Source organism: Streptomyces sp. NPDC102437, assembly GCF_044765565.1.
In the GTDB taxonomy this organism is placed as follows: Bacteria; Actinomycetota; Actinomycetes; order Streptomycetales; family Streptomycetaceae; genus Streptomyces.
This window is the reverse complement of record NZ_JBIWKI010000018.1, coordinates 43,724-61,538: the sequence shown is the minus strand read 5'-3', so window position 1 is coordinate 61,538 and position 17,815 is coordinate 43,724. Positions and strand designations below refer to the sequence as shown.

The following is a 17,815-nucleotide window of genomic DNA, read 5'->3' as shown; positions in this document are numbered from 1 at the left end:
GTCATAGACCAGGAGACACCACTTCCGTGGCAGTCAAGATCAAGCTGAAGCGTCTGGGCAAGATCCGTTCGCCTCACTACCGCATCGTCGTCGCCGACTCCCGTACCCGCCGTGACGGCCGGGCCATCGAGGAGATCGGTCTGTACCACCCGGTGCAGAACCCCTCGCGCATCGAGGTCAACTCGGAGCGTGCGCAGTACTGGCTGTCCGTCGGCGCCCAGCCGACCGAGCCGGTTCTCGCGATCCTGAAGCTCACCGGTGACTGGCAGGCCCACAAGGGTCTCCCGGCCCCCGCGCCGCTGCTGCAGCCGGAGCCCAAGGCTGACAAGCGCGCCCTGTTCGAGGCTCTGACCAAGGACGGCGGCGACGAGTCCAAGGGCGAGGCCATCACGCAGAAGGCGAAGAAGTCCGACAAGAAGGCGGACGAGGCTGCTGACGCGGCTGCGCCCGCCGAGTCGACCGAGGCCTGAGCATGCTCGAGGAGGCTCTCGAGCACCTCGTGAAGGGCATCGTCGACAACCCTGACGATGTGCAGGTCGCCTCGCGCAACCTGCGCCGTGGTCGCGTGCTGGAGGTCCGGGTCCACCCCGACGACCTCGGCAAGGTGATCGGCCGCAATGGCCGTACCGCCCGCGCGCTGCGTACCGTCGTGGGCGCCATCGGCGGCCGCGGTATCCGTGTCGACCTCGTCGATGTGGATCAGGTTCGCTGACAGAGTTGAACACCGGCACGGGCCGGGGAGGGCCATGAGCCCGCCCCGGCCCGTCGTCGTATGACAGGAGAGACACAAGGTGCAGTTGGTAGTCGCGCGGATCGGCCGGGCCCATGGCATCAAGGGCGAGGTCACCGTCGAGGTCCGTACGGACGAGCCGGAGCTGCGGCTCGGGCCCGGGGCCGTGCTCGCCACCGAACCGGCCGGTGCCGGACCGCTGACGATCGAGACCGGCCGGGTGCACAGCGGACGGCTGCTGCTGCGCTTCGAGGGCGTGCGCGACCGTACGGCTGCCGAGGCGCTGCGCAACACGCTCCTGATCGCCGACGTCGACCCGACGGAACTCCCCGAGGATCCCGAGGAGTTCTACGACCATCAGCTGATGGACCTCGACGTGGTCCTCGCCGACGGCACCGAGATCGGCCGGATCACCGAGATCACGCACCTGCCGTCCCAGGACCTCTTCATCGTCGAGCGGCCGGACGGCAGCGAGGTGATGATCCCGTTCGTCGAGGAGATCGTCACCGAGATCGACCTGGCGGAGCAGCGCGCGGTGATCACCCCTCCGCCCGGCCTGATCGACGCCGACCAGGCCGTGATCGCTTCTGCCCGGGACGAAGAGGACGAAGAAGGCGACGGAGCGGGCGGCGACGCGGCCTCCGCCGACGGGGCTTCCGCAGACGGGAAGGACGCCTGATGCGCCTCGACGTAGTCACGATCTTCCCGGAGTATCTGGAACCGCTGAACGTCTCCCTCGTCGGCAAGGCCCGAGCCCGGGGCCGCCTCGACGTCCACGTGCACGACCTGCGCGACTGGACGTACGACCGGCACAACACGGTCGACGACACCCCGTACGGCGGCGGCCCCGGCATGGTCATGAAGACCGAGCCGTGGGGCGAGGCGCTGGACGACGCCCTGGCGGGCGGGTACGAGGCCGGGGCGCACTCCCCGGTGCTCGTGGTACCCACGCCCAGCGGGCGTCCGTTCACCCAGGAGCTCGCCGTCGAACTCTCCGAGCGGCCCTGGCTGATCTTCACGCCGGCCCGCTACGAGGGCATCGACCGGCGGGTGATGGACGAGTACGCGACCCGGATGCCGGTCGTCGAGGTGTCCATCGGGGACTACGTGCTGGCCGGCGGGGAAGCCGCGGTACTGGTGATCACCGAGGCGGTCGCCCGGCTGCTGCCCGGAGTGCTGGGCAACGCCGAATCGCACCGGGACGACTCCTTCGCCCCCGGCGCGATGGCCAATCTGCTGGAGGGACCCGTCTACACCAAGCCGCCCGAGTGGCGTGGCCGGGGCATCCCGGAGGTGCTGCTCAGCGGTCACCACGGGCGGATCGCCCGCTGGCGCCGGGACGAGGCGTTCCGCCGTACCGCCCTCAACCGGCCCGATCTGATCGAGCGCTGCGAAGCCGCGGGGTTCGACAAGAAGGACCGCGAGATGCTCTCCATCCTCGGCTGGGCACCCGAGCCCGGTGGCCGATTTTGGTGCAGGCCCGAGGCCGTGGAAGAATAGGCCGCTGCTGTACGTCCGGCGTACGCCCCTGCCACAGGGGGAACGACGTCCGCCCGACGCGATCAGCACCCCATTTCTCCCTATCTCCCGTCGATGACCTGTGGCATCGGCGAAGAAAGCAGACAACATGGCTTCCCTGCTCGATGGCGTCAACGCCGCATCGCTGCGTACCGACGTCCCGTCGTTCCGCCCCGGTGACACCGTCAACGTCCACGTCCGAGTGATCGAGGGCAACCGCTCCCGCATCCAGCAGTTCAAGGGCGTAGTCATCCGTCGCCAGGGCGCGGGCGTCAGCGAGACCTTCACGGTCCGCAAGGTCTCCTTCAGCGTCGGCGTCGAGCGCACCTTCCCGGTGCACAGCCCGATCTTCGAGAAGATCGAGCTCGTCACCCGCGGTGACGTCCGTCGCGCCAAGCTGTACTACCTCCGTGAGCTCCGCGGCAAGGCCGCGAAGATCAAGGAGAAGCGCGACAACTGAGCTGACTCCCAGGTCCACAGGTCGGCCGGATAGGCTCTGGCCCCGATGGACACGGAAGCAAAGCCCTCGGAGCGCGACCGCTCCTCCGCACCCGCAAAGGCGCCGGAGGAGGGGTCGCGCTCCTCGCGTATCCAGGACCTGCCGGCCGCGATCTCCTGGCGGCGGACCGTCGCGCTCGGAGCCGTCTGCACGGTCTTCGTACTGCTCCTGAGCAGCTACGTGGTCCAGCCCTTCCTGATCCCCAGCGGCTCGATGGAGCCCACGCTGCGGGTGGGGGACCGGGTACTGGTGAACAAGCTGGCCTACAGCTCCGGCTCCCCGCAGCGGGGCGACGTGGTGGTCTTCGACGGCACCGGATCCTTTGTGCAGGAGCCCCCGGAACAGAACCCCGTCACCGGTCTGATGCACTCGGTGGCCGCGTCCCTGGGCCTGGCCGAGCCGGCCGCGACCGACTACGTGAAGCGGGTGGTCGGCGTGGGCGGCGACCGGGTGGTCTGCTGCGACAAGGAGGGGCGGATCGAGGTGAACGGCCGGCCGGTCGTCGAGGGCTATCTGCATCCAGGCGACGCGCCCTCCCAGGTCCGCTTCGACATCGTCGTGCCCGACGGCACGCTGTGGATGATGGGCGACCACCGCAGCAACTCCCGCGACTCGCGTGACCACCTGGGAGAGCCGGGTGGTGGCATGGTCCCGGTCGACATGGTGATCGGCAGGGTGGACTGGATCGGCTGGCCGCCGAGCCGGCTGGGCTCGCTGCCGGACAGCGCCGCGTTCGCCACCGTACGGTCGCAGGGCGGGGGCCATGGGTAACCGCGGCCGCGGGCGGCGCCGGGCCGAACCCGGGACGGCGCCGACGGCCGGGAACCAGCCGCCCACCAGGGTGGAGCGGCGGAGACTGGCCCGCAAGGTCAAGCGGCGGAGGCGCGGCGCCGCGGTGGGCGAGATCCCGCTGCTCATCGTCGTGGCGCTGGTGATCGCGCTCGTGCTGAAGACGTTCCTGGTGCAGGCCTTCGTGATCCCCTCGGGGTCGATGGAGCAGACCATCCGGATCGGTGACCGGGTGCTCGTGGACAAGCTGACGCCCTGGTTCGGATCCCGGCCGCAGCGCGGCGACGTCGTCGTCTTCAAGGATCCGGGGGGCTGGCTCCAGCAGGAGAAGGCCGGCAAGAAGGAATCGCCCGTCGTCGTCAAGCAGGTGAAGGAGGTGCTGACCTTCATCGGACTGCTGCCCTCCGACGACGAGCAGGACCTGATCAAACGGGTGATCGCGGTCGGCGGGGACACGGTGAAGTGCTGCGGCAAGGACGGCCGGGTCACCGTCAACGGCGTACCGCTCGACGAGCCGTACCTGTATCCCGGGAACCCTCCCTCCCTCATCAAATTCGAGGTAGAGGTTCCGCAGGGCCGGATCTTCGTCATGGGCGACCACCGGTCGGATTCGGCCGACTCGCGCTATCACCTGGACGAGCCGGGACACGGCACGGTGTCCGAGGAGGAGGTCGTGGGCCGGGCCGTGGTGATCGCCTGGCCCGTCGGCCACTGGCGGAAGCTGGAGGAGCCGGCGACTTTCGGCTCGGTCCCTGACGCGCGCGCCGGGGCGGCCGGTGCGTCGGGTCCGTCGAATAGTGTGGCGTCCGAGGATCTCAACGGAATGATCCCTCTCCCGACCCCTGCAGAACTCCCGCTCGTTATGGGAGTGGTGGGCCTGCACCGGCTGGGGTGCAGGCGTGGCACGGAATAAGGAGTGGATGTGGGGGATTTGGCCGTCGGCGCACGATCCGGACACGAGGAACCCGAGGACCGGCCGGACCGTTCGGGCCGTGCCGAGTCCGCCGGGAACGCGAGCCACGCCGGGAGTGACGGCGACACTCCGGACGGCGGCGGCAAGGCCATGAAGAAGCCGCGCTCCTTCTGGAAGGAGCTGCCCCTGCTGATCGTCATCGCCCTGGTTCTCGCGCTGCTGATCAAGACTTTCCTGGTGCAGGCGTTCTCGATCCCGTCGGACTCGATGCAGAACACGCTCCAGCGGGGCGACCGGGTGCTCGTGGACAAGCTCACCCCCTGGTTCGGCTCGGAGCCCGAGCGCGGCGAGGTTGTGGTCTTCCACGACCCGGGCGGCTGGCTGGACGACACCGCGGAGGTCCATCCGAATGCGGTCCAGAAGTTCCTCAGTTTCATCGGGCTGATGCCGTCCGCTGAGGAGAAGGACCTGATCAAGCGCGTCATCGCCATCGGCGGCGACACGGTGGAGTGCAGGGAGAACGGCCCCGTCGTGGTCAACGGCAGGCCCCTGGACGAGCAGTCGTTCATCTTCCCGGGCAATACCTCATGCAATGACGAGCCGTTCGGCCCGATCAAGGTGCCCGAGGGCCGGATCTGGGTGATGGGCGACCACCGCCAGGACTCCCGCGACTCCCGCTACCACCAGGAACTGCCGGGCAATGGCACGGTCTCCAACGACGAGGTCGTCGGCCGGGCCTTCGTCGTGGCGTGGCCGATCAGCCGCTGGGCGACGCTGCCCGTCCCGAAGACCTTCGACCAGCCGGGCCTGAACGCCGCGATGGCCATGGCGCCCGGTGCGATCGGTATCGCCGGGGCCGTGCCGATCGTGCTCTGGCGCAGGCGGGTCCGCCTGTCCTGACAAAGGGAACGGCAAGATCGAGCAAATACGGGACGCTCGCCAGGTCTTCTTCGTAGGATCCTGGCGGCCGATCAGTGCATCCGCACGGGGCGGCCCGGGGGCGGCAGGGCGGTGCCCAGCGGTCCGGGGGCGGCAAGGTGGTCGGCGAAGCGGTGGTCCTCAGGAACTCCCGCTCGTTGTTCAGGGCAGAAGGCCCTCGAACGGGCAGTGGGCCCTTGAACGGACAGGGTCCTGGAGCAGGCGGGGCGCATAGTGAGGACTGGATGTGAGTGACGTGGCTGCCGGTGCACGACCTGGACACGGAGACCCCGCGAACGGGCCCGACCAGTCCACCGAACCTGCCGTCGATCCGGCGGTGGGGCAGGGGGCCGATCGGGCGGCCGACCAGGGAAGGGCGCCGGATCCGGACGCGCCTGCGGATGAGCAGGCCCCGGACGGGGGTGGCAAGAAGGCGGCGAGGAAGCAGCGCCCCTTCTGGAAGGAGCTGCCGCTGCTGATCGTCGTCGCCCTGGTTCTCGCGCTGCTGATCAAGACTTTCCTGGTGCAGGCGTTCTCGATCCCGTCGGACTCGATGCAGAACACGCTCCAGCGGGGCGACCGGGTGCTCGTGGACAAGCTCACCCCCTGGTTCGGCTCGGAGCCCGAGCGCGGCGAGGTGGTCGTCTTCCACGACCCGGACAACTGGCTCGCCGGGGAGCCGACCCCGGAGTCGAACGCGGTGCAGGACTTCCTGAGTTTCATCGGTCTGATGCCGTCGTCCAAGGAGAAGGACCTGATCAAGCGGACGATAGCGGTCGGTGGTGACACCGTGGAGTGCGCGAAGGGCGGTCCGGTCAAGGTCAACGGGAAGGCGCTCGACGAGCCGTACATCTTCCCCGGCGACACGGCGTGCGACGACAAGCCCTTCGGCCCGGTCAAGGTGCCCGAGGGCAAGATCTGGGTGATGGGCGACCACCGGCAGAACTCCCTGGATTCGCGCTATCACATGGACGAGGCGACCAAGGGCTTCGTGCCCGTCAAGGACGTCGTGGGACGGGCCGTGGTGGTGGCGTGGCCGATCAACCGCTGGGCGACGCTGCCGGTCCCGGACACCTTCGATCAGCCGGGGATCAACACGGCGGCCGCCCTGGCCCCGGGAGCACTCGGCATCGCTGGCGCGCTGCCCCTCGTGCTTTGGCGCCGCAGGAGGCTGACCAGCGGGCGTACCGCCGGGTAGGGTGCCCACTCGGATCAGCGATTGTCGATCTCCGGAGTGGGGGACGCTGGGATGAGTGGACAAGGACGTACGGGTGACGGCCACGGTCGGCTCGGCAGCACACTGTCCGGGCTGGCCGTGGCCGTCGGCTGTGTGCTCTTCCTCGGCGGGTTCGCCTGGGGGGCGGTGGTGTACAAGCCGTACACGGTGCCGACCCAGTCGATGACTCCGACGGTGAACTCCGGCGACCGGGTGCTAGCGCAGCGCATCGACGGCAGCGAGGTGCGCCGCGGCGACGTGGTGGTCTTCACCGATCCCGCATGGGGCGACATGCCGATGGTGAAGCGGGTCGTCGGGATCGGCGGCGACAAGATCGCCTGCTGCGACAAGGGCGGCCGGCTCTCGGTCAACGGCAAGCCCATTGATGAACCGTATCTGCGCACCCGGGGCGCAGCCTCCGCCGAGAACTTCACGGCGGAGGTGCCCAAGGGGAAGCTCTTCCTGCTGGGCGACGAGCGCACCGCGTCCCTGGACTCCAGGGTCCACCTGGACGACGCGGGGCAGGGCTCCGTCCCGCGCGACGCGGTACAGGCCCGGGTGGACGCCATCGCCTGGCCGCTGAACGGCATGGTCGAGCGTCCGGAGGCCTTCGCCTCGCTGCCCGGCGGGGTGTCGTCGCCCGGACCGCTGCGGTTGCAGCTCACGGCAGTGGTCGTGGGCGTGGTGCTCATCCTTGGCGGTGCGGCATACGGGCCGATCGCGGCACGGTCCGCGCGCTCGCGACGCGAAAAGGGCGAAAAGGTGCCCGCCGGTGCGCACTGAGAAGCGGAAGGTCGCCCGCGTGGTGCTCCTTGACCCCGACGACCGGATCCTGCTGATGCACGGCTTCGAACCGGAGGATCCGGCGAGTACCTGGTGGTTCACCCCCGGCGGCGGTGTGGAGGGCGACGAGACCCGGGAGGAGGCCGCGCTGCGCGAGCTGACCGAGGAGACCGGGATCACCGACGTCGAGCTGGGGCCGCTGCTCTGGCAGCGGATGTGCTCGTTCCCGTTCGACGGACGCCGCTGGGACCAGGACGAGTGGTATTTCCTGGCACGTACGAGGCAGACCGCCACCGACACCAGTGGGCAGACCGGGCTGGAGCAGCGCAGCGTCGCGGGGCTGAGGTGGTGGACCTCCGCCGAACTGTCGGCGGCGCGTGAGACGGTGTACCCGACCAGGCTCGCCGAGTTGCTGCGCACGCTGCTCGACGAGGGTCCTCCGCGTACGCCACTGGTTCTCGACCCCGAAATCGCCTAAGCGCCCAGGGGAACCGGGGCCTGGCGCACAATGGGGGCACGCACGGCTGAAGGGGAACATGCCAATGAGCGCCGAGGACCTCGAAAAGTACGAGACCGAGATGGAGCTGAAGCTCTACCGGGAGTACCGAGATGTCGTCGGTCTGTTCAAATATGTGATCGAGACCGAACGGCGCTTCTACCTCACCAACGACTACGAGATGCAGGTGCACTCGGTCCAGGGCGAGGTGTTTTTCGAAGTATCGATGGCGGATGCCTGGGTCTGGGACATGTACCGGCCCGCGCGGTTCGTCAAGCAGGTACGGGTGCTGACGTTCAAGGACGTCAACATCGAGGAGCTCAACAAGAGCGATCTCGAACTTCCGGGCGGCTGAGCCCAGCCCTGGGGCGTTGATACCCGGGCGGTTCCCCGGTGATTCCTACTTCCGGGTGGCCGGGTTATCCACAATCCCAGGGTTGTCCACCAAGATCCACCAATCGGGACCGGACGCGTCAGAGTCGGTCCCGGAGGTGGTGCCGAAATGAACGCACGGGGGGCACTCGGGCGGTACGGCGAGGATCTGGCGGCGCGGCTTTTGGCCGAGGCCGGCATGTCCGTACTGGAACGGAACTGGCGCTGTCGCGCCGGTGAGATCGACATCGTCGCGATGGACGGCGACGCACTCGTGGTCTGCGAGGTGAAGACCCGCAGGGCGAGCGCGTTCGAGCATCCAATGGCGGCTGTCACACCGGTCAAGGCGGAGCGGCTGCGGCGGCTGGCCGGTATCTGGACCCACCGGCACGGCGGCCCGCCGCCCGGCGGGGTCCGGATCGACCTCGTCGGCGTGGTGCTGCCCCGGCGCGGGGCGCCCGTCGCCGAGCATGCGCGGGGGGTGGCCTGATGGGGTTCGCGCGGGCGTGCTCGGTGGCGCTCGTCGGCGTCGAGGGTGTGGTGGTGGAGGTCCAGGCGGACCTGGAGGCGGGGGTGGCCGCGTTCACCCTGGTGGGGCTGCCGGACAAGAGCCTGGTGGAGAGCCGGGACCGGGTCAGGGCCGCGGTGGCGAACTCGGGAGCCGAGTGGCCGCAGAAGAAACTCACGGTGGGCTTGTCTCCGGCCTCGGTGCCGAAGGGAGGATCCGGGTTCGATCTCGCTGTCGCCTGTGCGGTGCTGGGCGCGTCGGAGCGGATCGATCCCGCGTCCATCGCCGATGTGGTGATGATCGGCGAGCTGGGGCTCGACGGCCGGGTGCGGCCGGTGCGCGGTGTGCTGCCGGCCGTGCTCGCCGCGGCGGAGGCGGGGTACCGGCAGGTCGTCGTGCCCGAACAGACCGCGGGGGAGGCGGCGCTGGTCCCGGGGATCTCCGTCCTCGGGGTACGGAGCCTGCGGCAGCTGATCGCCGTGCTCTGCGACGAACCGGTGCCCGACGAGCGGCAGGCGCACGACGAGGGGCGCCCCGACACCATGCTGGCCGGGCTGATGGTGCCCGGCGCGGGCATCGGCACCGGGCTCGCCCGCGGGGCCGGGCAGGGCGACGGGAAGGCACCGGATCTCGCGGACGTGGCCGGGCAGGGGCTGCCCCGCAAGGCTCTGGAGGTCGCCGCGGCGGGCGGTCACCACCTCCTGCTCTCGGGGCCACCGGGCGCCGGCAAGACCATGCTGGCCGAGCGGCTGCCGGCCATCCTGCCGGAGCTGACGCGGAAGGAATCCCTGGAGGTGACCGCGGTCCACTCGGTGGCGGGCATCCTGCCACCGGGAGAACCACTGGTCAGTCGGCCGCCCTACTGCGCACCCCACCACTCGGCGACGATGCAGTCGCTGGTCGGCGGGGGCAACGGACTGCCGAGGCCCGGCGCGGTTTCGCTGGCCCACCGGGGAATTCTCTTTCTGGACTTTACCGGCCACTCTCAGCGTGTCCGGGTCACTCGTTTGGGCTGTCTATGAGGGCCTGACGTTCTGGTTTACCGGACGTGGAAAGCCTCCTCGCGACGTAGGGAGGGGGAGGGGCCTGTGCGAACTGGGTTGGTCCTGGAGGACATTCGGGTTCAGTCGATGAAGCGCTCTGGTGGCGGACGGTCGTACACGATCGTCTGGCCGGACTGCTCAGTCGATGAGGAGGCAGACGGCTTCCTGCGTACGCACGAGGGCAGTGGTTCGCAGAAGACGTACGCGTACTACCTCGTTGATCATCTGCGGTGGCGGGTCCGGGAAGGTCTGACCACGAAGTCGATCACGTTGCTGGACCTGCACCGGTACATGGGGGCGGCGGGCGCCCGGGTGCAGATGCCCTGGGGAGAGCCGTGGCGGATGCCTCCGAAGAAGCCCTACGGATCTTCCGCGCTGGAGGTGGCCGCCGCGTGTCTGAAGGGCTTCTACCTGCACCAGTGCACCGTGAAGGGCATCAACGACGAGTTGCGGGAGGCCTTGGCCGTCCGGCGACTGCCGACCCAGGCGGACCGGAACCGGGCTCTGCTGGGGCACGTGAAGACGTCGATGCCGGCGAACCCGCTGTCGCCGAAGAGAGGTACCCGGCGCCGGCATCCGAAGATGCTGCCCGAGGGCGCCAAGCCGGAGCTGGCAGAGGCGGTGAACACGGCCCGGGACGCGATGGTGGTGACCTGGCTATCGGATACGAGCCTGCGTATCGGCGGGCTGACCGGGTTGCACCTGGTGGACCTGCACCTGCGTGACGACGCGCCTTGCGGCGACTGCAAGAGCCCTCACCTGCATGTCTGCCATCGGTGGGGCAATACCAACGGGGCAGCGGCGAAGATCAAACCGGACTGGAAGGTCGTCGACGGAGTGGTGACCGAGGGAGAGATCTACCGGGCCAGTCCCGCCATGGTCAGCAGCTACTTCAAGTACATGACGACGGAGTATGCGAAGTACGCGGGCGGGCACGGCATGTTGCTCATCCAGCTGGCCGGCCCGAATCGCGGGCAGCCGTGGTCGGCGGATGCGGCCCGGGGAATGCTGCGGCGGGCGGGCCGCAGGGCCGGGCTGCCGGGACGGATCACGCCGAAGGCCTTCCGGCACCAGTTCACCAACGACGTCCTGGACGCCTCGGACAACAACCCGCTGGTCGCCAAGGTGGCGGGGAACTGGGCGTCGATGCGGATGCTCGATGAGGTCTACGGGCATCCCGACCTGCATTCGGCCGAGTTCCAGACGGCACTGCGCAAGACCTGGGGGGAAGAGGAATGAGCGAGGCAGTTCGTCCACTGCTCCCGGTCCTCGAGCCGGGGACGGCGCCGACGCGGACGGTCGGAGACCGGCTGGAGATGTTGTCCGCGCTGATCGCGGCACCCTCCTTCGACCCGCTGTTCCGCCCGGACGTGATCGCAGTTCCCCCGGATCACCCGACGTTCGGATGGACCTGCGGGGTCCCGCAGTGCCAGCGGGCCCTGAACCCGGGCGGCGAGTTCTGCTTTCGGCACAGCAAGCACTGGGCCGCGTTCCGCAGGGAGCACGGCAAGAACGTGAGCGTCGCGGAGTTCTTCCGGGCCGCCGAGCCGTTGCAGGAGAGATCGTGGTTCACCCCTCCTGCCTGCCTGATCTGCCCGGACACTCCGGCCTGGAACAGGACGGTCGGCCTGTGTTACCTGCACAGCAAGCGCTGGCCCCGTGACCGCAACTTCCATCGGGCGGAGACCGGCGAGGTTCTCGACTTCGCGCTCTGGATGGCGGGGCAGCCGGTGATCCCGTCGTTCGGCCACTGCCGTGCTCTGGTCTGCCCGGAACAAGCGGTGCATCTGCTGGGGCTGTGCCGGCGGCACGTCTTGGCCTATGAACGCGACGGGCGCCCCGGCGGGGCTCAGGTTCCCAGGAACTGGGGGCGGATGCTCACGGAGTGGAAGAACAAGAACGCGGTCGTCAGCTATCGGAGCGAGGAGGAGTTCAAGAGGTGGTGCCGGACGGCGCCGGCGGTCCACCGCGCGAACGGCAAGGTGTCGCTGCGGGGCCTGCGGCCGCTGGTGAAGGCCGAGCTCAAGTGGGCCATGTTCCACTACACCAAGCTCCCCGAGCGGGAGGCGACCTGGACGATGCCGTGGCTGCAGAACCTGGCGAATCACTGCCGGGATCAGACGGTGGATTCGCTGGCCGACCTCGATCTGGAGACCGCGTCCTATCACGCGACCAAGCTCGCTCACTGGATGCTCACCTACCTGCGGCTGGTCTACTTCAGCCGGGAGGACACCAAGGACGCAGGCTTCATCGAGACGGACCAGTTCGGCGTCCGGTTCAAGAGCCGCAGTTCCCACTTCGACCTGACAGCTGTGTCGCAGAGGTGGCTGCGTGACCTGCTCTGGGACTCGCTGTCACTGCGGCTGCTGACCCATCCGCCCCGCTCCGGCGCCACCTTTGACCAAAACCGCCGGGGCTGCGTCGAGCTGAGCGCGTTCTTGGAGGTCCATGCGCCCGGCGGCGGGCACGACCCCCGCGGCCTGACCGAGTCCCTCGCCATCGACTTCGTCGCGGATCAGCGGCACCGGGCCGAACACGGGCTGATGACCCTGGGTATCCAGCGCAGGGGCGGCGGACACGTCCGCAAGGGCAAACCGACGAAGGCCACCAAGAACACGGTCGCGCACACCTTCAGCGGCGTCCGCCGGATCATGCGCGAGGCGATGGAAGGCGGCAAGGCCGACGAACTCGGCCTGGACCGGGCCTTCATCGTCGCCTTGCCCGTCGGCAAGACCGAACTGCGACGCCGGTCGCCGTTCCCCGACGATGTCGCCCGAGCCCTGGCCCACCCCGACAACCTGCAGAAGTTGGACGACTTCGATATCAACGACCGCGGTCTGCGGGACGCCTGGGAAGCGCTGGTCCTGACCGGACGACGCTGCAACGAGGTCCTCCAGGTCCGCCTCGAGTGCATCGGCCGGCTCGGCAAACTGCCCATGTTCTGGCACGACCAGACCAAGGTCGGCAACTTCGACCAGGCCATCCGCATCCCCGAACGTCTCTTCCAGAGAATCCAGGAACGTCAGGCCAAGACCGTCGCCCGGTTCGTCCAGCGCCACGGACGCCCGCCGACCCCGCGCGAACGCAAGGAAATCGCTCTCTTCCCTCGGCAGGCCCGCAACCGGGACCTGCTCAAGGGAGTCAGCTACGGCTGGTTCGGAGACCAGTTCCGCGACTGGGTGGAAACCCTCGACCTCGCCCACTGCGTTCCCCACCAGGCCCGCCACACGCTGGCCACGAACCTGCTCAAGAACGGCGCCAACCTCACCCACGTCAAACGCTACCTCGGCCAGGTCTCCGAGGAGATGGCCGAGCACTACGTCCACCTGGCCAACACCGACCCCCGGCTCGAAGAGGCCCTGCAGATCGTCTGGGTCGCGGGCCCCGGCTCCGCCGAGCCCGGCACGCTGTTGTCGGGCGGCGAACCGATGAGCCGGCAGGAAGCCGAAGCCCTCGCCATCGACCTCGCCCGCATGTCCACCCCGTCCGACGGAGGGTTCTGCACCTTTCAGCCCGTCGTCGACGGCGACGCCTGCCCCTTCAATCTCGACTGCCACAACTGCGACAAGTTCGTCCTGTCCGGCGCCGACCTCGTCTACTGGCACCGCAAACGAGAACAATGGCGCGTCTTCGCGGAAGGGGCCCCGGACTCAGCCACCGCCGACTACCTGCACGATCACTTCGCCCCCACCGCCCGCGCGATCGACGGCCTGGAGAAGGCCCTTGGAGCTCTCGGTCTCCTCGAGGAGGCCCTCGCTCTCGATCTGCGCAGGCCCCAGGACTACTTCGGGAAGGTCTGGGCGACGGCCTTTCAGGCCCAGGAACTGGCCCGGTGGGAAGAAGACGGAGACGGTGAGGCGGCATGAAATCCTCCGCCCCCGCGGCGGCGATCGCCGCCCGCAAGCAGCAGACCGAGCACAAGCTCGTCCAACTTCAGAAGGCGATCAGCCAGCTCCGGCGCGAACGCGGCCGGCTGACCGTCCGGTCGATCGCCGAGCGCGCCGGAGTGTCCGCCACCTTCTGTTACGAGAACGCCGAGGCTCGAAACCTCGTCAAGGACGCCGTCTCCGACAGCCGCAGTCGGCACGATCAGGCCGGACGCGACGAGCACGAACGGATCGAAGCCACCTGGCGCGAGCGGGCTTTGAACGCCGAGGCCGAACTGGGGCGCACCCAGAAGGAAGTCCTCGCTCAGCGTCAACACATCGGGGACCTCATGGGGCAGATCCGCGACTTCGACCAGATGGTCCCCGGCGAGTCGGTCCAGGCCCTGGTCACTGAGAACACCACGCTCAAACGGCGCGTCCAACAGCTGACCGGGGAACACCGCAATCTCCAGGAACGACTCGAGGGGGCCCGCTCCAACCTCCGCTTCGCCAACAAACGCATCGCCGACCTCGAAGCCCAGCTCCTCGAACATGACCGATCATGACCCTCGAACCATGGCTCGCAGAGGATGCTTGATCCTGAAGAGCGGCAGCACACCCCAAATGCTGCCGAAAAAAGGGATCGCCAAGGCGAACCAAGCCCCCTACCGTTCCGCCATGCAGATCGTTGTGACCCTGGACTGTGTCGACACCGAAGCGCAAGCGAACTTCTGGCTCGGAGCGCTCGCCCCGTTGGACTACCGCCGCGGCTTCCACGGGCCTCCCTACCTGAGCTTGGTCGGGCCTGCTCCTGCACCAACCCTTCTCCTGCAGCACGTCCCAGAACCAAAGCAGGGCAAGAACCGCATGCATCTTGACCTCGACTTTGGCGCCGCAGACCTGACGTCCGAGGTCAATCGCCTCGAACAGCTAGGCGCTGCGAGGCTCTCTGAGGAACTCCACGAACACGGCTTTCGCTGGATCGTCGTTGCCGACCCCGAGGGCAACGAGTTCTGTGTATTCAATCCGCCGAAAACACTTCGTCACGGACACCTACGCGACGAATAACTCCAGGTCAGAACCAACACGGACACTTCGAGGATCGGTAAAGAACGCGAGGCGCCCGAGTTCTCCGTACGGGCGCTGGACGCGCTGCGACAGCCGCTGGAATCGGGACACGTGGTGGTGGCGCGCAGCGCCGGGGTGGTGCGGCTGCCCGCCAGATTTCTGATGATGCTGGCCGCCAATCCCTGCCCGTGCGGCCGGTACGGCCTCAGTGGCGCCGGCTGCGAGTGCCCGTCCTCCACGGTCAGGCGCTATCAGGCGAGACTCTCCGGGCCGCTGCTCGACCGGGTGGACCTGCGGGTGTTCGTCGACCCGGTCAGGCGAGAGGACCTGATGGGGCATGGCGGCAGGGGCGAGTCGACGGCCTCCGTGGCGGCCCGGGTCCGGCGGGCCAGGGCGCGGGCGGCGGAGCGGCTGGCGGGCACCGGGTGGTCCACCAACAGCGAGGTGCCCGGCCATGAGCTGCGGACCAGGCTGGTCGCGGCACCGGGTGCGCTTCTCGCGGCCGAGCGGGACATGGAACGGGGCATGCTCACCGCACGGGGCCTGGACCGGGTGCTCAGAGTTGCGTGGACGGTCGCCGATCTGCGCGGTGCCGACCGTCCGGACGCCTCTGACATCGCGGTGGCGCTGGAACTGCGGACCGGGATCCCACGGGGCGCCCTGATGAACGCCGGGACGCCGTCATGACGCGGCGGACGGAGGACGGGCCGGGGGACGGGCCGGGGGACGGGCCGGACCTGTCGGGGGAGGTACGGGGTCCGGCACGCGCCACGGGGGAGGAGCCCGGGGCCGGGCCGGGGCTGACGGTGAGCGGTCAGGAGCGGCTGGCGCGGGCCGCCCTGACCCGCATCATCGAGCCCGGGGACGAGCACGCTGGCCGCTGGCTGCGCGAGTGCGGTGCCGTCGAACTGGTACGGCGGATCACCAGCCGGGACGGCACCGCGGAGCAGCTGAGCGGGATGACCCCGAAGCGGCTCGCCGGATACCGGTTGCGGGCCGAGAGCGCCGACCCCGGGCGGGACCTCTCGGTGATCGGCGCGCTCGGCGGGCGGTTCATCTGTCCCGGAGACGGGGAATGGCCCAGCCAGCTCGACGACCTCGCGGACGCCAGGCCGACCGGCCTGTGGGTGCGGGGGCCCCGCGATCTGCGGCTCTGGGCGCTGCGCTCGGTCGCAGTGGTCGGCGCCCGGGCCTGCACCCCCTACGGATCGCACATGGCGGCCGGACTCGGCGCGGGACTCGCGGAGCTGGGGTGGGTGGTCGTGTCGGGAGCCGCGTTCGGGGTCGACGGGGCGGCGCACCGCGGCGCGCTTGCCGTCGGCGGGGCCACGACAGCGGTCCTGGCCTGCGGGGTGGACGTCCCCTACCCGCGGGGACACGCCGAGCTGATCGGACGGATCGCGCAACAGGGGCTCGTCATCGGTGAATTACCACCGTCCGATCATCCCACCCGCAGCAGATTCATTCTCCGGAACCGGGTCATCGCCGCGTTGACGCGCGGGACGGTCGTCGTCGAAGCCGAATATCGCAGTGGTTCGCTCGTCACCGCGCGCTGCGCACAGCGGCTCGGCCGCTTCACGATGGGCGTGCCAGGACCAGCCACCAGCGGGCTGTCGGCAGGGGTGCATGAACTCCTGCGCGGAGAGGCCGTCCTGGTCACCGATGCCGCCGAAGTCGCCGAACTGGTGGGGGACATCGGCGAACTCGCCCCGGCCAGACGCGGCCCCGTGCACCCCCGGGACCTGCTGGACGCGGCCTCCGCCAGAGTTCTCGACGCCCTGCCTTGCCGGGGTGCCGTCAGCGGGCGCGATGTGGCCCGCACCGCGGGAACCAGCGCCGATGAAGCGCTCGGCAGGCTGTACGAACTGCACTCACTGGGGTTCGTCGAACGGGATGGCGAGGGATGGCGGTTGACGCCGCGGCCGACTTGCAATGGCGACGCGCGGCGAGGCGGTACTTGACCTGGAGCATTCGGGTGAAAAGGTGATGCCGATGACCTCGGCGGATCCTTCAGCGACGCCTCCGGGGCCGACACGCACGTCGACGGCCCCGGGCCTCAGCCGTGTCGAATCGGCCGGATTCGCACAGCGCCGATCCTCTATCCTGCGCGGACCGCGACATCATCGTCACGCTACGCTCACAAGGGTTTCGACTCAGACATACGTCCACAGCACTTCACGGCAGAACGGCTCAAGGCACCACATGCCCCAGCACACCTCCGGGTCTGACCGCGCGGCAGCGCCACCGGCTGCGCGTGGCACTGTGCGTCCCCCCGCCCCTTCCTCGCTCGACGAGTTGTGGCGTTCGTACAAGTCCACCGGCGACGAGCGGCTGCGGGAGCAGCTGATCCTCCACTACTCGCCGCTGGTGAAGTACGTCGCGGGCCGAGTGAGTGTGGGCCTGCCTTCCAACGTCGAGCAGGCGGACTTCGTCTCCTCTGGGGTCTTCGGACTGATCGACGCGATCGAGAAGTTCGACATCGAGCGCGCGATCAAGTTCGAGACCTACGCGATCACCCGGATCCGGGGCGCGATGATCGACGAACTCCGGGCGCTGGACTGGATCCCGCGCTCGGTGCGCCAGAAGGCGAGGGCGGTCGAACGCGCCTACGCCACGCTGGAGGCGCAGCTGCGGCGCACCCCGTCCGAGGCGGAGGTCGCCGCGGAGATGGGCATCGCGCTTGAGGAACTCCATGCGGTTTTCAGCCAGTTGTCGCTGGCCAACGTGGTCGCGCTGGAGGAACTGCTGCACGTCGGCGGCGAGGGCGGCGACCGGCTCAGCCTGATGGACACGCTTGAGGACACCACCGCCGACAATCCGGTGGAGGTCGCCGAGGACCGCGAGCTCAGACGGTTGCTCGCGCGGGCGATCAACACGCTTCCGGAGCGCGAGAAGACGGTCGTCACGCTCTACTACTACGAGGGCCTCACCCTCGCCGAGATCGGCAATGTCCTCGGGGTCACCGAGAGCCGGGTCAGCCAGATCCACACCAAATCAGTGCTGCAACTGCGCGCGAAACTGGCCGACGCCGGACGCTGAGCCCCGCTTGCAACCGGTGCCGGCCATGCTTGCTTCGGCCATCGATCAGGGCCGCAC

The 17,815-nt window shown here is 69.0% G+C and carries 18 protein-coding genes and 3 pseudogenes; all 21 read left to right on the top strand.

Annotation, left to right across the window (positions count from 1 at the left end):
- The first annotated feature begins 26 nt into the window (after positions 1-26).
- The 21 genes and pseudogenes from rpsP (at position 27) to whiG (ending at position 17,758) form a co-directional block, all read left to right on the top strand.
- Entirely contained in the window at positions 27-470 is a 444-nt protein-coding gene (gene rpsP, locus ACIRJP_RS23200) for a 30S ribosomal protein S16 (protein ID WP_072487234.1), read from the top strand.
- A 2-nt stretch (positions 471-472) separates the two neighbouring features.
- Positions 473-712 carry an RNA-binding protein gene (locus tag ACIRJP_RS23195; RefSeq protein WP_005311361.1) on the top strand — a complete coding sequence of 80 codons (240 nt, stop codon included), beginning with the start codon at positions 473-475 and terminating at the stop codon, positions 710-712.
- A 79-nt stretch (positions 713-791) separates the two neighbouring features.
- Complete coding sequence (gene rimM, locus ACIRJP_RS23190) at positions 792-1,409, top strand: ribosome maturation factor RimM (RefSeq protein WP_404177236.1); 618 nt, start codon at positions 792-794, stop codon at positions 1,407-1,409.
- Positions 1,409-2,230: a tRNA (guanosine(37)-N1)-methyltransferase TrmD gene (gene trmD / locus ACIRJP_RS23185; protein ID WP_404177233.1), complete on the top strand. Its 822-nt coding sequence runs from the start codon at positions 1,409-1,411 to the stop codon at positions 2,228-2,230. Before rimM ends, trmD begins: the two co-directional genes overlap by 1 nt.
- A 127-nt stretch (positions 2,231-2,357) precedes the next feature.
- The gene (gene rplS / locus ACIRJP_RS23180; protein WP_124716129.1) at positions 2,358-2,708 is read left to right on the top strand and encodes a 50S ribosomal protein L19; all 351 of its coding nucleotides are present in this window, start codon (positions 2,358-2,360) and stop codon (positions 2,706-2,708) included.
- Positions 2,709-2,753: 45 nt separating this feature from the next.
- On the top strand, positions 2,754-3,518 hold the full coding sequence (lepB, locus tag ACIRJP_RS23175; RefSeq protein WP_404177230.1) for a signal peptidase I: 765 nt from the start codon (positions 2,754-2,756) through the stop codon (positions 3,516-3,518).
- A pseudogene (gene lepB / locus ACIRJP_RS23170) lies at positions 3,511-4,568 on the top strand (signal peptidase I). The gene lepB (ACIRJP_RS23175) and the pseudogene lepB (ACIRJP_RS23170) overlap by 8 nt, the downstream one beginning before the upstream one ends.
- Positions 4,468-5,349 carry a signal peptidase I gene (lepB, locus tag ACIRJP_RS23165; RefSeq protein ID WP_404177476.1) on the top strand — a complete coding sequence of 294 codons (882 nt, stop codon included), beginning with the start codon at positions 4,468-4,470 and terminating at the stop codon, positions 5,347-5,349. The pseudogene lepB (ACIRJP_RS23170) and the gene lepB (ACIRJP_RS23165) overlap by 101 nt, the downstream one beginning before the upstream one ends.
- Before the next feature lie 274 nt (positions 5,350-5,623).
- Positions 5,624-6,565, top strand: coding sequence for a signal peptidase I (gene lepB, locus ACIRJP_RS23160; RefSeq protein WP_404177473.1), 942 nt, complete (start codon positions 5,624-5,626; stop codon positions 6,563-6,565).
- Positions 6,566-6,616: 51 nt separating this feature from the next.
- Positions 6,617-7,366 carry a signal peptidase I gene (lepB, locus tag ACIRJP_RS23155; protein ID WP_404177227.1) on the top strand — a complete coding sequence of 250 codons (750 nt, stop codon included), beginning with the start codon at positions 6,617-6,619 and terminating at the stop codon, positions 7,364-7,366.
- The gene (locus ACIRJP_RS23150) at positions 7,356-7,844 is read left to right on the top strand and encodes an NUDIX hydrolase (RefSeq protein ID WP_358943846.1); all 489 of its coding nucleotides are present in this window, start codon (positions 7,356-7,358) and stop codon (positions 7,842-7,844) included. The genes lepB (ACIRJP_RS23155) and ACIRJP_RS23150 overlap by 11 nt, the downstream gene beginning before the upstream one ends.
- Before the next feature lie 64 nt (positions 7,845-7,908).
- Positions 7,909-8,217, top strand: a complete 309-nt coding sequence (locus ACIRJP_RS23145; protein ID WP_003965949.1) for a DUF2469 domain-containing protein — start codon at positions 7,909-7,911, stop codon at positions 8,215-8,217.
- 147 nt (positions 8,218-8,364) lie between these two features.
- Entirely contained in the window at positions 8,365-8,724 is a 360-nt protein-coding gene (locus ACIRJP_RS23140) for a YraN family protein (RefSeq protein WP_404177224.1), read from the top strand.
- Positions 8,724-9,713, top strand: a pseudogene (locus ACIRJP_RS23135) (YifB family Mg chelatase-like AAA ATPase); the annotation flags it as partial. The gene ACIRJP_RS23140 and the pseudogene ACIRJP_RS23135, both read left to right, overlap by 1 nt.
- A gap of 159 nt (positions 9,714-9,872) precedes the next feature.
- Positions 9,873-11,024: an integrase gene (locus tag ACIRJP_RS23130; RefSeq protein ID WP_404177221.1), complete on the top strand. Its 1,152-nt coding sequence runs from the start codon at positions 9,873-9,875 to the stop codon at positions 11,022-11,024.
- Positions 11,021-13,651 carry a tyrosine-type recombinase/integrase gene (locus ACIRJP_RS23125; protein ID WP_404177218.1) on the top strand — a complete coding sequence of 877 codons (2,631 nt, stop codon included), beginning with the start codon at positions 11,021-11,023 and terminating at the stop codon, positions 13,649-13,651. Before ACIRJP_RS23130 ends, ACIRJP_RS23125 begins: the two co-directional genes overlap by 4 nt.
- Positions 13,648-14,217 carry a DUF6262 family protein gene (locus tag ACIRJP_RS23120; protein WP_404177215.1) on the top strand — a complete coding sequence of 190 codons (570 nt, stop codon included), beginning with the start codon at positions 13,648-13,650 and terminating at the stop codon, positions 14,215-14,217. Before ACIRJP_RS23125 ends, ACIRJP_RS23120 begins: the two co-directional genes overlap by 4 nt.
- 28 nt (positions 14,218-14,245) lie before the next feature.
- A complete protein-coding gene (locus ACIRJP_RS23115; RefSeq protein WP_404177212.1) occupies positions 14,246-14,719 on the top strand; it encodes a VOC family protein in 474 nt (157 codons plus the stop codon).
- Positions 14,720-14,767: 48 nt separating this feature from the next.
- Positions 14,768-15,406, top strand: a pseudogene (locus ACIRJP_RS23110) (ATP-binding protein); the annotation flags it as partial.
- Positions 15,403-16,680 carry a DNA-processing protein DprA gene (dprA, locus tag ACIRJP_RS23105; protein WP_404177209.1) on the top strand — a complete coding sequence of 426 codons (1,278 nt, stop codon included), beginning with the start codon at positions 15,403-15,405 and terminating at the stop codon, positions 16,678-16,680. The pseudogene ACIRJP_RS23110 and the gene dprA, both read left to right, overlap by 4 nt.
- A 241-nt stretch (positions 16,681-16,921) precedes the next feature.
- Positions 16,922-17,758 (top strand): RNA polymerase sigma factor WhiG, encoded by an 837-nt coding sequence (whiG, locus tag ACIRJP_RS23100; RefSeq protein WP_317868247.1) that lies wholly within the window; start codon positions 16,922-16,924, stop codon positions 17,756-17,758.
- The last annotated feature ends 57 nt before the right edge of the window (positions 17,759-17,815 follow it).

What these genes read in the sequence shown, in the direction of transcription:
- ACIRJP_RS23195 (WP_005311361.1), top strand. Translation starts at nt 473, where the DNA reads ATGCTCGAGGAGGCTCTCGAGCACCTCGTGAAGGGCATCGTCGACAAC.
- trmD (WP_404177233.1), top strand. Translation starts at nt 1,409, where the DNA reads ATGCGCCTCGACGTAGTCACGATCTTCCCGGAGTATCTGGAACCGCTG.
- rplS (WP_124716129.1), top strand. Translation starts at nt 2,358, where the DNA reads ATGGCTTCCCTGCTCGATGGCGTCAACGCCGCATCGCTGCGTACCGAC.
- lepB (WP_404177230.1), top strand. Translation starts at nt 2,754, where the DNA reads ATGGACACGGAAGCAAAGCCCTCGGAGCGCGACCGCTCCTCCGCACCC.
- lepB (WP_404177227.1), top strand. Translation starts at nt 6,617, where the DNA reads ATGAGTGGACAAGGACGTACGGGTGACGGCCACGGTCGGCTCGGCAGC.
- ACIRJP_RS23145 (WP_003965949.1), top strand. Translation starts at nt 7,909, where the DNA reads ATGAGCGCCGAGGACCTCGAAAAGTACGAGACCGAGATGGAGCTGAAG.
- ACIRJP_RS23140 (WP_404177224.1), top strand. Translation starts at nt 8,365, where the DNA reads ATGAACGCACGGGGGGCACTCGGGCGGTACGGCGAGGATCTGGCGGCG.
- ACIRJP_RS23130 (WP_404177221.1), top strand. Translation starts at nt 9,873, where the DNA reads ATGAAGCGCTCTGGTGGCGGACGGTCGTACACGATCGTCTGGCCGGAC.
- ACIRJP_RS23125 (WP_404177218.1), top strand. Translation starts at nt 11,021, where the DNA reads ATGAGCGAGGCAGTTCGTCCACTGCTCCCGGTCCTCGAGCCGGGGACG.
- ACIRJP_RS23120 (WP_404177215.1), top strand. Translation starts at nt 13,648, where the DNA reads ATGAAATCCTCCGCCCCCGCGGCGGCGATCGCCGCCCGCAAGCAGCAG.
- dprA (WP_404177209.1), top strand. Translation starts at nt 15,403, where the DNA reads ATGACGCGGCGGACGGAGGACGGGCCGGGGGACGGGCCGGGGGACGGG.
- whiG (WP_317868247.1), top strand. Translation starts at nt 16,922, where the DNA reads ATGCCCCAGCACACCTCCGGGTCTGACCGCGCGGCAGCGCCACCGGCT.